8 protein-coding genes are annotated in these 13909 nt (G+C 66.7%); 1 reads left to right on the top strand and 7 read right to left on the bottom strand.

Going from position 1 to position 13909, the window contains the following annotated elements:
- Window positions 1–70 precede the first annotated feature (70 nt).
- Window positions 71–2734 (top strand): TonB-dependent receptor, encoded by a 2664-nt coding sequence (locus U9J41_RS22115; protein ID WP_322404310.1) that lies wholly within the window; start codon window positions 71–73, stop codon window positions 2732–2734.
- Between the two features lie 15 nt (window positions 2735–2749).
- Here the strand turns inward: U9J41_RS22115 and U9J41_RS22110 are convergent, their stop codons facing one another.
- From U9J41_RS22110 to U9J41_RS22080, 7 genes are all read right to left on the bottom strand, one after another.
- Window positions 2750–3517 (bottom strand): ThuA domain-containing protein, encoded by a 768-nt coding sequence (locus U9J41_RS22110; RefSeq protein ID WP_322404309.1) that lies wholly within the window; start codon window positions 3515–3517, stop codon window positions 2750–2752.
- A gap of 10 nt (window positions 3518–3527) precedes the next feature.
- On the bottom strand, window positions 3528–4445 hold the full coding sequence (locus U9J41_RS22105) for an alpha/beta hydrolase (protein ID WP_322404308.1): 918 nt from the start codon (window positions 4443–4445) through the stop codon (window positions 3528–3530).
- Entirely contained in the window at window positions 4435–7458 is a 3024-nt protein-coding gene (locus U9J41_RS22100; protein ID WP_322404307.1) for a glycosyl hydrolase family 28-related protein, read from the bottom strand. Before U9J41_RS22100 ends, U9J41_RS22105 begins: the two co-directional genes overlap by 11 nt.
- 5 nt (window positions 7459–7463) lie before the next feature.
- Window positions 7464–8786 (bottom strand): GntT/GntP/DsdX family permease, encoded by a 1323-nt coding sequence (locus tag U9J41_RS22095; RefSeq protein ID WP_322404306.1) that lies wholly within the window; start codon window positions 8784–8786, stop codon window positions 7464–7466.
- 12 nt (window positions 8787–8798) lie between these two features.
- The gene (locus tag U9J41_RS22090; protein ID WP_322404305.1) at window positions 8799–11831 is read right to left on the bottom strand and encodes a TonB-dependent receptor; all 3033 of its coding nucleotides are present in this window, start codon (window positions 11829–11831) and stop codon (window positions 8799–8801) included.
- 90 nt (window positions 11832–11921) lie between these two features.
- Complete coding sequence (locus U9J41_RS22085; protein WP_322404337.1) at window positions 11922–12407, bottom strand: gluconokinase; 486 nt, start codon at window positions 12405–12407, stop codon at window positions 11922–11924.
- A gap of 349 nt (window positions 12408–12756) precedes the next feature.
- Window positions 12757–13830 carry an AI-2E family transporter gene (locus U9J41_RS22080; protein WP_322404304.1) on the bottom strand — a complete coding sequence of 358 codons (1074 nt, stop codon included), beginning with the start codon at window positions 13828–13830 and terminating at the stop codon, window positions 12757–12759.
- Window positions 13831–13909: the final 79 nt, after the last annotated feature.

Here is a 13909-nt window from a genome sequence, read left to right as displayed (position 1 = left end):
CCGCATCGCCGGCACGCATAATTCAGAAGACCAAGGAGATAAGATGCTGCATCCGATGAAACGAACGGCAATGAGCGTGGCTGTCGCGAGTGCCTGCGCCTTCGCCGCGCTGCCCGTCCAGGCCCAGACCCAGAGCGATACCCAGGCCACGGCCACCACGCCCGCCGCCAGGCAGGCGCAAACCAGCGACACGATTCCCGAGGTGACGGTGACCGCCACCCGCTTCAGCACCTCCCTGCTCAAGACGCCGGTCGCCGTGACCGCGTTCTCGCAGGACCAGCTGACCCGCAAGGGCGTGACGAGCATGGCGGACCTGGGCAACGAGATCCCCAACGTCACCATCAACCAGGGCCTGGACAGCGGCGTGCAGATCACGATCCGCGGCATCACCTCGACCAACTTCACCGAGACCGGCGACCCGGCCGTCGGCTTCCATGTGGACGGGCTGTATTCGCCGCGGCCGCAGGGCGCGCAGGCGCTGATGTTCGACATCGACCAGCTGGAGGTGCTGCGCGGCCCGCAGGGCACGCTGTTCGGCCGCAACTCGACCGGCGGCAGCGTCAACGTGATCACCGCCAAGCCCGATTTCAACGGCAATTACGGCCGCGCCGAGGTCGACTTCGGCAACTACCAGAAGAAGCAGATCAGCCTCGTGCAGAACGTCGTCGTCAACGACAGCCTGGCGCTGCGCGGCTCGTTCATGCGCGTGGTGCGCGACGGCTATGCGCACCAGACGCAGGATCTGTCGGAGGCCAACGTGCCGTCCAAGGGCTGGGTCCCGAACGGCATCCCGGACGTGGACATGCGCTACAACCACCCGGTCTCGCCGCGCGACTACTACACCAACCAGGACGAGTGGGCGGCCCGCCTGCAGGCCGCGCTGCGCATCAACAAGGACCTGACGCTGCGCGCCGCGTTCGAGAACTTCCAGGATTCGGGCGCGGGCTATGCCTTCTTCCGCGACTGCGCGTCCGGCGCCGGCACCCGCTACGCCTGCCCCGGCAGCGAATGGGACATCAAGGTCAACGTGCCGGGCGCCACCGACCTGAATATCCGCACGCTGCGCACGGGCCTGGACTGGAACCTCAACGACCACACGTCGGTCAACTACAACTTCGCGGTCTCGGACCAGCGCCGCTCGCAGATCACGGACGACGACCTGGGCCTGCAGAACGCGCCGTCGTGGGCCGACATCGCCCCGTTCCCGAATACGCCCGACGGCAACTGGGGCACCTGGCCGCTGCGCGACACCTGGCACCGCACGGCCGATTCGCGCTACCTGTCGACCGTGCATGAACTGCAGCTCAAGCAGAAGCTCGGGTCCCTGAAGTACGTGTCCGGCCTGTTCTGGATGCACGAGCGTAACCGCATCGACTACGAGATGACGGAAGCGATCCAGCATCCGTTCGGCGACCCGGGCAGCGTGGTCTATGCGCAGCCGAACCGCCAGGTCGATTCCAAGGCCATCTACAGCCAGGCCGACTGGAACTTCGCGCCGAAATGGACCGGTACGCTGGGCCTGCGCTACAACGACGACTGGAAGCAGGACCAGGGCGGCAAGGTCTATGGCGCCAACTGGATCGGCAACCCGGCCTACTACCGCGGCATGTACGACCGCGGCACCCCCGGCACGCCGGACTTCGTGATCCACGACGGCACCGACCTGACCCAGTTGATGGGCTGGGCCGGCGGCGGCCCGATCGCCTATGCCGGCTATGCGAACGCCACCAACAACGACCACAAGGAAAGTTGGAGCAAGGTGACCTGGCGCCTCGGCACGCAATACCAGATCACCCCGCGCCAGATGGCCTATGCCTCGATCTCGACCGGCTACAAGGCCGGCGGCTTCGCGGACAAGGTCGACAGCTGCAACTACCACCTGTGCGCGGCCACGGGCAAGCCGGGCGAGGCGACGTTCCTGCCTTACGGTCCGGAGACCGTCACGAACTACGAGCTGGGTTACAAGGGCCGCTTCCTGGACAACAAGCTGAGCCTGTCCGTCACCGCGTTCTACATGCGCTACAAGGACATGCAGCTGACCGGTAATTATTTCGTCAACCAGATCATCCCGGACAATCACCTGCCATGCCCGGCCGACCAGCCGAAGTGCGACGTGTACGAGAGCTGGCGCACCATCAACGTCGGCGACACCCGCATCCCCGGCCTGGAGATCGAGTGGGACTACAAGCCGTGGCACGGCGCCCGTTTCGGCGGCGGCTTCGCCCTCATCGACACCAGCGTGCATGGCTTCGACAACTACAGCGACGACTACCAGTGCGGCGACGTGCGCGCCGAATTCGGCGTCCAGCCTTGCCCGGCCGTCTACAATGGTACGAACAAGGCACTGCTGGGCCGCCGGCTGTACGACATCACCGGCAACCACCTGCCCAACACGCCGAAGTACCAGGTCAACATGAACTTCGCGCAGGACTTCGACCTGGCCGGCGGCTACAAGCTGACGCCGTACGTGAAGGTGAACTGGCGCGACAAGGCCTACTTCGACCTGCGCAATTCAGACTGGGCCCACATCGGCCGTTACCAGGCAGCCTATGCCCTGGTCGATGCTTCGGCACGGCTCGAAGCGCCGGAGGGCAAATGGTTTGCCGAAGCGTATGTGCGCAACGCGTTCGACAAGCGCGCCAAGACGAGTGGCGATTCCCTGTGGGGCGGCTTCATGCAGGCATCGTACGTCGAGCCGCGCATGTTCGGCATCCGCGCGGGCCTGAACTACTGACCGGGTGGGCGAGGGTCAGCGCTGCTGGCCCTTGCCCGTCGCCGCCCACCAGATCCCGCCCATCAGGTGGGCAAGGTATTGCGGGTCGCGGTACATCTCGACGTTGTGCCCCAGCAGCGTGACGAACACGCGGCCCTGTTCGTACCGGTGATACCACGACACCGGGTGATCCTTGCCCATGCCCGTCGCTACCTGGCCCGGCCAGATCCTGGTCGGGTCATAACTCGATTCGTCCACGTTCAGCACGGGGTGGATGGCGACCTTGTACGGGTTCGTCGTCTCGTACCACTCGTCGCTCCAGATCCAGCGCGGCGGCAGGCCGAACGTCGCGGGAAAACCCTTGTCGACGACGTCGACGGCCGCCGTCTGCAGCAACGGGTGGATTTTAAACGAGCGGCCGACGAGCTTTTCGTACCACACCCACCCGTTCGGCGGCGTGATGGCGGCGCGGTGCACGACGACGGCATTGCCGCCGGCGCGCATGTACGCCTCGAAGTTCGCGCGCTGCGCCGGATTCAGTTCCTCGCCCGGCGTGTTGAGGAACACGACGGCCGCATACTGTTTCAGGTCGCCGTCGAAGGCCTCGGTCTTGTTCGTGTACGTGAATTCGAACGCGTGCAGCTTGGCCAGCTTTTCCAGGCTGTCGCGCGCGACGGGGATGTATTCGTAATGGTATTTGTTGGGGATGGCCAGCACGAGCAGCTTGTACTGGCTGTCGGCCGCCGATGCCGCCGGCGCGGCCAGCATGGAGGCCGCCGCCAGCGTCGGTACGATACGTTTCATGTCACTCCTTTCAGGGTGCGGGCACGCCTTCCGGTTTTCTGCCGTTGCGCGGCACGAGCCAGCCGCCGTCGGACAGCCAGTCGGCGAGACGGTCCGGCCAATGCTGCAGCGAGACGCGCTCGCCGCGCTGTCCCACGTTGAACGCGTGGTCCGTGTCGGCATACAGGTGCAGCTCCGCCGACACGCCGGCTTTCACGAGCTGCTGGTACAGCGTGAGCGTCGGCGGCATGCAGCAGGTGTCGCGCGAGCCGGCGACGAGGAACGCGGGCGGCGCGCCGTCGACGGCCTTCGCGGGTGAGCCCAGCGGCCCAGGATACACGAGCACCTGGAAATCCGGGCGCGCGCTCTGGCGGTCCAGCGCATCGGTTTTAGCCGCTTTTGCGTTCACGCCCTGTGCCGGCGCCGGATTGTCCGCGACGAGCGACACGAGTTCGCCCCCGGCCGAGAATCCCATGATGCCCACGCGCTGCGGATCGACGCCGTACTCGCCCGCATGCGCGCGCACCCAGCGCACGGCGCGTCGCAGGTCGGCCGCGCCGTCGCCTTCGATGCTGTAGCCGGGTGAATCCGGATCGCGCGCGAGCCGGTATTTCAGCACGAACGCCGTCACGCCGATGCGGTTCAGCAGCTTGCCCGCCACGACGCCTTCGTTCTGGAACACGAGCATGCGATGCCCGCCGCCCGGCACGACGACGATCGCGGCGCCGTTCGCATGGCGCGCATCGGCGCGCAACACCGTCAGCGACGGGTCGTGCACATTGCTGACGTAGGCGCCGTCCGTCAGCTTTTCGGGCTCGCCGTGGCGCTTTTCCGAACCCGGCGCGCCGTCGGGCCACAATTGAAAGACGGGCGGCGCGGCCTGCTGGGCGAGGGCGCAGCCGCAGCCGAGTGCCAGCAGGGTGGAGACAATCAGGCGTTTAGTCGACATGGCTCGCGATCCGGCTCGTATACAGGCTGTGGTGGGTGAGGATGAACAGCGTGCGTTTATCGGCGCCGCCGAAGAGCAGCTGCAGCGGGCGCTCCGGCACGTCGATGCGGCCGCGTTCCTTGCCGTCCGGGCCGTAGACGAACACCTGGCCGTTGGCGACGTAGACATTGCCGTCCGGGCCGAGCGCCGCGCTTTCGCCGCCGCGGTCGGCCACCGGTTTCAGGTCGGTGATGGCGCCGCCTTGGCCCATCAAGCCGCTGAACGTGCGGTTCTCGGAACCGTTCGTGAAGACCACGCGCTCGCCCACGCGGGCGCTCGTGAAGCCGTGCGTGTCGAGCGTGTCGGACCAGCGGTAGCCCAGGTGGTTCGTCGCGCCCTGGCGCGTCACGCGGTACGCGGGCAGCACGAGGCTGCCGTCAGGCGACACGTATTCCTGCGCCTTCGGCTGCGCGACGTCGCGCGCGAACATCTCGGCCAGCGTCGTGAATTCGTAGGTCTTCGGATCGAGCTGGTCGCGGAATTCGCCGTTCTGCCAGAAGTTGACGGGCACCGCCACGCGCGCGTCCGCCCGCGCCGCGACCGGCGTCGGCTTGATCATCGTGATGCCTTCCGGCGTGGGCGGCGTGTCCGGCTTGAACGCGTAGACGCTCGCGCCCGGACCGTAGTGCGACACGACCATCACGTCGCCGCTGCGGTCGATGGCGAGGTTGATCGGGTCGAGCGGCGCGTCGCGCACGATCTCCAGGCCGCGCTCGCGGCTCCACGCGTGGATGCGCTTGAAGTGGCGGTCGATGAAGTACAGCTTGCCGTTCGCGTCGACCGCGCCGCCGGCGATGGAATAGAAGCCGTCGGCGACCTTTTCCACCTTGCCCATGGGCGCCGGCGCGCCGGCCTGCGTGCCCGTGTAGTCGAGGATCGCGAATTCGCGCTCGCGCACCTGGATGTTGTGCGTGACGTCGACGATGGCGTTCTCGTACGGGTATTTCGATGCGCGCAGGTAGGTCGTGCAGCCGTTCTCGTCGCAGGTGGCGAAGCCGCTCTCGCCGTTCACGTGCACGTTCCTGAAGCGGATGTCGCTGGAGTTGGCGATGCGCGCGGCCGTCAGCGCCGGCTTGATCGAACGCGTGACGCGGTAGGCGTGGTAGTTCGCGATGAGCAGGTTCTTCGAATTGCGGATGTCGAACGACGTGGAATCCATGCCGTCGCGGACTTCTTCTTCCGTCTGCGGTGCGAAGAAGGACCAGTTCTCGACGCCGTCCAGCACGATCTCGTTGCGGATGTGGTGCTCGGCCGAGAGTTCGTACACGCGGCCCGGCGTCTTCGTGTTCGACACATAGAAGCCCGCCTGCGCATACCCGCTCGGCGACCAGATGCCGGTGAACGTGCCGCCGCCGCCGTCCGTCACCCAGATGCTCGGGTACTGGCGGTCCCACCAGGCCGTCGTGTCCCAGTTCGGCGTCTTCTTGTACGGATCGGCGCGCGTGCCGTCGTACAGCCGCGTGCCGTGGCCGCCCTGGATGCGCACGTCGTCGACCAGTGACGATGCGCCCGCGCGCCACAGCAGCGCGACGGCGCGGTTGTTGACTTCTTCCGTCGCGAGGCCGATGCCGGACACGATGCCGGCGCCGCCGCGCGCGCTCTCCAGCAGGGCCTTGGGCGGGCCCACGTCCTGGAACAAGGGCGAGCCGTTCGGCAGCACGAGCTGCGTCAGGCCCGGGTGCAGGCCGACGATCACGGTGTCCGGCTTCATGCGAATCGTGTCGTTCACCATGTAGAAACCCTGCGGCAGGTAGACGACGCGGTTGGAATCGATGGCTTTCTGGATGGCGGCCGTGTCGTCCGCGCGGCCGTCGCCCTGGGCGCCGAATGTGCGCACGTTGGCCCATTCCTTCGTGGGCGGCAGCGGTGTCAGCACGCGCTGCGGCGCGGACTTGGCCGGCAGCGGCGCCGTCTTGTAATTCGTCGTGAAGCGGCCCGGCGCGCCCAGTTGATCGAGCTTCATGCCGTAATTCAGTTCCGTGACCTCGTACGCGCGGCCGGCGCCGGCGAGCGTTTTGCCGCTGTCGCGAAAGCGCGCGAACGTGGGCACGTTGCGCGCGGACGCGTGTTCGAAGGCGATCTGCGTGTAGACGTTGTCCTCGTTGCTGATGACGACGGCGGCCTTCGCCACGTTCTCGAAGCGCACGTGCTTCCCCCACAGCCAGTCGCCGTAGCCGCGGTCGATGTCGATGCCGACGGGTGTGTCGCGGATGTCGACGTTGTCCAGCGTGAGCCCGGCCTCGTGCTCGCGGATGGCGGCGTCGCGCTGGCCGTCGAAGCTGGAGTCGAGGAGGGTGAACTGCCACGCGGGCGACGTCTTTTCGGCGAGGATGCCGTAGCGGCCGCCGTGGAATGCCAGGTCGTACGCGATGTTGCCGACTTGGTAGACGCCGGCGAGGCCGCTGCCGATATTGAAATCGATGTGCGACAGGTTCGAGTGCTGCGCGGTGTGCATGCGCACGCCGGTTGCGGCCGGGTTGCCGGCGCCGATCTCGAAGTCGACGTTCGACAGCACGGAATAGAAGGTCGCCGAGTTCGCGTCGCGCACGTCCTTCTGCGCGCCGACGGCGCCCGCCACGGGCATCGGCACCTTGCCGACCGTGTACTGGTCGCCGCCGGTAAAGATCACCATGTTGGCGACGCCCTGTTGGAAGCCGGGTGTCTGCGGCGCCAGCACGAACACCGGGCGCGTCGGACCGACGCCGTACAGGCGCACGGCGAGCGGGATCAGGATGCTCTTCGTGATGCGGTAGCGGCCCGACGGCAGGAACACGACGCCGCCCTCGCCCTTGTTGGCCGCGGCGTCGAGGGCCTGCTGGATGGCGGCGCTGTCATCCGTCCTGCCGTCGCCCCGCGCATGCACGACGACGGCGTGCGGATCGTCGGGCATGGTCTGGAAGGCGGACACGGATGCCTGCGCCGGCCCTGCGAGCGCGCACGTCGCGGCCAGCAGGATGGAAATCGTAGTCTTCATTATTTTTATCCCTGGGTGACGAACAACGACAACAGCATCACGAACAGCAGCCCGAACGTGCCGACGAGGGTCTCCATCATCGTCCACGAGCGGAAGGTGTCCTTCAACGACAAACCAAAATATTCCTTGAACATCCAGAAGCCGGAATCGTTCACGTGACTGAACATCAGGCTCCCCGCGCCGACCGCCAGCACCATCAGGTTCGGGTTCACGCCGGAGCTCTGCACGAGCGGTCCGACGACGCCGGCCGCGGTGATGCCGGCCACCGTGGCGGAACCGAGGCAGACGCGGATCAGCGTCGCCACGGCCCACCCGAGCAGCAGCGGCGGCACCGGCATGTGGGCCAGTTGCGTGCCCAGTTCCGCGCTGACGCCGGACTGCGTGAGCACTTCCTTGAGGCCACCGGCGCCGGCGATGATCATCAGGATCGGCGAAATCTCGCGCAATGCGCCCGCGGCGCTGTCGGTCGCGTGCTTGAACGGGCGGCCGCGGCCGACGCCCAGGGTCACGACGGCGACGCCGTACGACAGCAGCATCACGATGAGTGGGCTGGACAGGAACCCGAGCGGTTTCGCCAGGTCCGGGCGGACCAGCGTGACGAGCGTGAGTGCCCCCAGCAGCACGACGGGCAGCAGCGCGGTGGCGAAGCTGTTGAAGGTGCCGGGCAGTTCGCTGTCGGGGATCTCCTGTTGCACGGTGCGGAACATCGGGGCAGGCTCGCCCCGGATGTTTTTCAGCGACATGGCGAAGACCGGGCCGGCGATGATCAGGGTCGGGATCGCGACGACGAGGCCGTACAGCAGGGTCGTGCCCATGTCCGCATGCACCGCGACGACGAGCGCCGTCGCGGACGGATGCGGCGGCAGGAAGCCGTGCGCGATCGACAGGCCGGCTAGCAGCGGCATGCCGAGCGCCACGGCCGGCCGGCCCGACTGGTACACGAGCGAGAAGATCAGCGGCACCATCAGCACGAAGCCGACGTTGTAGTACAGCGGCATGCCGACGACGAAGCCGGTGACGGTCATCGCCACCGGGATCCGGTGCATGCCGAGCCCGTTGACGAGGCTGATGGCGATGCGCCGGGCGGCGCCGCTGTCGGCGATCAGCTTGCCGAACACGGCGCCCAGGCAGATGACGACGACCAGGGACCCGAGCAGGTCACCGATTCCCTTTTCGATCGCGCCCGGGATCTTCGCGGCAGGCATCCCGAGCATCAATGCGGCGACGAGTGCCGCGACGACGAACGCGAGGAGCGGCTGCACCTTGCCCCACGCGATCATCACCGTCAGCAGGCCGACCGCCAGCAGTACGGACAGCAGGTTCCACACGGCGGCCTCCGATCAGAAGTTGTAGCGCAGGCCGGCGCGGTACGTGCGTCCCACGACGTCGTACAGGGCCGGGTTGATCGCGAAGCTCGGGTTGGCCTGCGGCGCCGGTTCCGGATCGCGGTCCGCCAGGTTGTCGATCTTGAAGTAGACCATCATCTGCTTCGACACGTTGTAGCTGCCGCCGAAGTCGATGTAGGTCGCGCCCTTCATCTTGTTGTCGTAGATGGTCGGGTGGGTCAGGGTCGACACCGGGCAGTTGGTCTGGCACTCGATGTACTCGTTGCTGTACTTGCCGTCGCTGAACCAGCGTTCGGTGAGGGTCAGGCTGAGTTTATCGTTGTCCCAGGTCTGCGTGGCGAGCAGTTTCCACTTCGGCGTGTTGCCCAGGTTGACGCCCGCGCCTTCCGACGGGATCGTGCCGACGACGCCAGAATCCGTGATGAAGTGCAGCGTGCGCGTGGCCAGCCCACGCACGGTGAAGCGGCCCGGCAGGCTGAATTTGTCGAGGTTCGTGCGGTACGAGGACTCGATGTCGAAGCCCTTCAGGTGCAGCGACGCCAGATTGAAGTTCTGCACCGTGACATAGTTGTTGCCTGGGCTGTTCAGCACCATCGCCGAGCAGATTTCCTTGTTGCCGGCCGTGCACAGGTCGACTTCCTGCTGGATCGACAGCGTGGAGATCACGTCGTTGACCTTGATGTCGTAATAGTCGAGCGACGTCGCGAAGCCCGGCGCCCAGCTCGGCTGGCTCAGCACGATGCCGAACGAATTGTTGCGCGCGATCTCGGGACGCAGGTTCGTGTTGCCGACCGTGCGCTGTTGCAGGCTGACCGTGTTGCCCTGGTATTGCACCTGGTTGTTGACGACGACCGGCGCCGCGAACAGTTCGGAGAGGTTCGGCGCGCGCACGTCCTTCGAGCTGACGGCGCGGAAGCGCAGGCCGTCGATGCCCGTCTTCCACGTGGCGCCGATCTTCCAGCTGCTGACGCTGCCGGCCGTGCTGTACTTGGTCCGGCGGTCGGCCAGGTTCAGGTTCGCTTCGCCCCAGGTGTCCGATTTCAGCACGGGCAGGTTGAGTTCCACGTACGCCTCGCGCACGTTGTAGGCGCCCGCGCCATTGTGATAGTTACCGGCGTACCAGTTATTGCCGACGGGGGCGTTCAGGGTCGGGTCGGCCGGGTAGGCCGCGGCGTCGATCGAATCGGGCGACACGCCGGCGCCGTACGGGTCGCCATGCACGTCGTATTTCTCGCGGCGCCACTCGGCACCCGTCGCCACCGCCAGCGGACCCGCCCAGCCTTCCCACACTTCGCCGTTGAAGTTGGCGCTGGCCACGTCCTGGCTCTGCGTCGTGCGCTGGATCGGACCGGCGGCCGGCGCGATATAGCCCCAGGCGGCCGGATCGACCGGGTTGTTGCCGATGATGTTCAGCGGCACGCAGCCGTTCGCGGCCGCGACGGCGTTGCGGCAGACGATCCTGCCGCTGGCATCGCGCACGGCGTCGATCGCGTTGTTGTAGCGCGTGTTCAGCGTGATGTCGTGGACGTTGATGTTGGTCGTGTTCTCGCCGTGTTCCGCGTAGGCGTCGTACGACCAGTCCTTGCCGAACAGCGTGAACTTGCCGTCGCCGCCGAGGACGAAGCGGCGCTGGGTGCGCGTCGGATGCACGTTGATGTTGGCCGGGAAGATCGCGTTCGCCGTGCCGTACTGGAAGCTCTTGATGTTGTTGGCCGCGCAGGCCGCCGCGATCGAGGCCGGCAGGAACGGGTTGTCGCACTGGATCGTCAGGTTCGCCTGCTTGGCCGCGCCCGGGTTCGGCGAGAAGTGCGATTTCACCTGCGCATAGTTCATCGTGACATAGATCTCGTTATCCGGATCGATGTCCCACGACAGGCGCGTGTAGGCGACTTGCCGCTTGAAGTTCATGGCGAGGTTCGTGCCGGCGCCCACGCTGCCGGACAGGTCGCCGCCCACGCAGAACGGATTCACGCAGTTGGTGACCTGGCCGGTGCGGGTCGGCACGCCGTTCGAACCGTAGGCGAACTGATAGGGCACGCCGCCGTCGCCGAACGCGGTGCCCTGCAGCGGGCCGCTCGTGATCAGGCCGTATTTGGAATACTGGTATTGCTGGGCGTGGTCGATGACCTTGTATTCCGGCTGGCCGTCATTGGTCTGGGACAGCGGGCGGCGCTGGAACACCGTGTTGCGATACCACGTGCGACCGTTGGCGCCGACTTCGCCGAAGCCCGGCGAATCGATGCCGTTCTCCTTGCTGAATTCGCCGCTGACGGTCGCGTGCAGGCGGTCGTCCATGAAACCCTTGCCCCAGGCGGCCTGCAAGGTGCCGCTCTTGTCGTCGTGGTAGCGCGTCTGGCCGCCCTCGACGTTGGCCTTAAAGCCCGTGAATTTCTTGTCGGTGATGAAGTTGACGACGCCGCCCACCGCGTCCGAACCGTACGAGGCGGACGCGCCGCCCGTCACGACGTCGACGCGCTTGACGAGCAGTTGCGGGAACTGGCTGACGTCGGTCACGCCCGTGACGTTGGCGCCGACGACGCGCTGGCCGTCCAGCAGGGTCAGCGTGCGCAGCGTGCCGAGGCCGCGCAGGCTGAGCGAGGAGAGGCCCTGGATGCCGCTGGACGTGCTGTTCGTGCTCGTCGTGCGGCCCGTGCTGCCCTGCAGCGCCGGCAGTTCGGCCAGGGTGTTGAACAGGTTCGGTTGCGCCGCCTTTTCCAGGTCGGACGCGGACAGGCTCGTGGTCGGCGTCGGCTGCGTGAAACCGCGGGACGCGATGCGCGAGCCGGAGATGCGCACGACGTTCGTTTCCGGGACGGCGGCGGTGGCCGCATCTGCCGCCGGGGCGGCCGGGGTGGCCTGGGCGTCCGGGGCGGACGATGCCGTCTGGGCGGACTGGCTTGCGCCCTGGGCATCGGCCGGGGCGTGTTGTGCTTGCTCGACTTGCTGGGCGTGGGCGGTCGCACCCAGGACGCCGCAGGCGCTGGCGACGGCAAGATTGATCAGGGTCCGTTGTAGTGGTGTACGCATGGTGTCTCCATTTGTTCTCGTGTGGTCGGCGCCGCCTCGGACGGTGGGCGGCTGGGCCGGAATGCGACGACTTTTGATCTGTTGCTGTCTTCAGTCCGTCCTGTCGGTCGATGCGATGATGCTGGCCACCAGGTTCTCCGGCGGCTGGGTGATGTCCAGGGTGATGCCGGCCTCGCCGGGCTGCAGCGGCTCGAGGTCGCGCAACTGGCTGTCCAGCAGGGTGATCGGCATGTAGTGGCCGATGCGCGTCTGCATGCGCGCCGCGATCGTGCCGCGCGGTCCCGCCAGGTGCGCGAAACGCAGGTTCGGATCGGCCTGGCGCAGCTGGTCGCGGTAGCGCTTCTTGAGTGCCGAGCACGACACGACGATGCCGTCGCCCCGTTCGCGCGCGGCGGCGATCTCGGTGGCGAGGGTCTGCAGCCAGCCGGTGCGGTCGTCGTCCGTCAGCGGGATACCGGCCGACATCTTGACCACGTTGGGTGCCGGGTGATACGCGTCGCCCTCGATGAACGCGGTGTCCAGGGCGCGCGCGAGGGCGGCAGCGATCGTGCTCTTGCCGCATCCGCAGACGCCCATCACGACCCAGCGGTCGTTACTGTGGCGGTCGTCACCGCGGCGGTCGGCGGAGTGGATGGATACATCGGTTGGTGGTGCCATACTGACTTGATTCCTTTCGATTCGAAGCGACCGTTAGCGCTATCATTTTTTGCCAAGTCTTCAATAAGGCGGCGCGTTTGTAAAGTTTTATTCATGTTGCGGAGCGAAACGTGCGCGGGCGGCCTTATGCGGATTGAATGACGCAATGCGCATCTTCCTGTCGCGTCATAGGAGAAACATCACGAGATGACTGATAGCGCTATCAGTTGTGCGTAGCCGCAGTTGCCGGGTCAGGTGTGGCGTTTACAACACGGTTGCGGTGCGAACATCAGCCGGGTGCGGACGGCGTCGTGGCCGGGCTCGTGATCTTGGCGCGGTGCAGACGCACCTGTATGGCCACCATCCTGACCGCGGCCAGGAAGGGCACGGACAAAAAGATGCCGGACACGCCCGCCAGTTCCTCGCCGGCGAGCAGGCCGAACACGACGAGGATAGGCGGCACGTCCACGCCTTCGCTCATCAGGTACGGGTTCAGCATGTAGTCCTGGAAGATGCGATAGGCGGTGATGAAGGCGATCACCCAGCCCACGTGCTCGTAGCCGCTGAACAGGGCCACGCCCACGATGGCGGTGGCCGCGACCAGCGGACCCAGCACCGGAATCACCTCGAGCACGGCCGCCACCCCGGCCAGCAGCAGCGCGAACGGCACCGTCAGCAGCGACAGCACGATGCCGTAGGTGAGCAAGGTTGCGAGCGACAACAGGGCCAGCGCCCGCACATAGCTCGACAGCACCGTGTTCAGGCCGTGCAGCACGTCGGTCCAGAAGGCGCCGTTGCGGCGGTGGCTCATCGTCACGAGCAAGCCGTCGAAGACAGGCGCCTGCAGGATCATCAGGAAGCTCAGGATCGGCACGACGATGACGTAGATCAGGTTGCCGGCCAGGTGCACGAGTCCGAAGCCGACGTTGCGCACGAACGGCATCGCTTCCGCCGAGCCGCCCTGCAACAGGTCGCGCAGGAAACCGGCCAGGCGCGCCCGCAGCGGTTCGAGCAGGCCGGGCAGCGGCAGGCGCTTTTCCAGCGTGGCGGGATCGAGCAGGGTCGGCAACTGGTGCGCCAGCGTCGTCGCCTGCTCGGCCACCTGGTTGCCGAACAGCCCGACGGCCAGCGCGACGAGCGCCATGACGACGAGGTAGACGAGGCACAGCAGGGGCGTGCGCGGAATGCGGCCGCCGACCCGGCGCTGGGCCAGCACGAACAGCGGATAGATGAGGTAGCTGAACAGCACGGCGATCAGCATCACGAGCAGCGTCGTCCGCACGAGATAGACGCCGTACAAGCCTGCAATGACCAGCGCGGCCGTCCACACCACGCGGGCCGTACGCGCATCGATACCGAACACAGTTTCTCCTAGGGGTAGCCTCCCGTCGGGCCTTGTCAACATGATACGGCGAGGCCCGCATCGCTGGCGCGCAACTCGG

The sequence above is a fragment of the Massilia luteola genome (assembly GCF_034420155.1).
Classification (GTDB): domain Bacteria; phylum Pseudomonadota; class Gammaproteobacteria; order Burkholderiales; family Burkholderiaceae_D; genus Telluria; species Telluria luteola.
This window is presented reverse-complemented; position numbering and strand designations above follow the sequence as displayed.

Coding starts and splice junctions, on each gene's coding strand:
- U9J41_RS22100 (WP_322404307.1), bottom strand. CDS start 7,458: ATGAAGACTACGATTTCCATCCTGCTGGCCGCGACGTGCGCGCTCGCA.
- U9J41_RS22085 (WP_322404337.1), bottom strand. CDS start 12,407: ATGGGCGTCTGCGGATGCGGCAAGAGCACGATCGCTGCCGCCCTCGCG.
- U9J41_RS22090 (WP_322404305.1), bottom strand. CDS start 11,831: ATGCGTACACCACTACAACGGACCCTGATCAATCTTGCCGTCGCCAGC.
- U9J41_RS22115 (WP_322404310.1), top strand. CDS start 71: ATGAGCGTGGCTGTCGCGAGTGCCTGCGCCTTCGCCGCGCTGCCCGTC.
- U9J41_RS22105 (WP_322404308.1), bottom strand. CDS start 4,445: ATGTCGACTAAACGCCTGATTGTCTCCACCCTGCTGGCACTCGGCTGC.
- U9J41_RS22110 (WP_322404309.1), bottom strand. CDS start 3,517: ATGAAACGTATCGTACCGACGCTGGCGGCGGCCTCCATGCTGGCCGCG.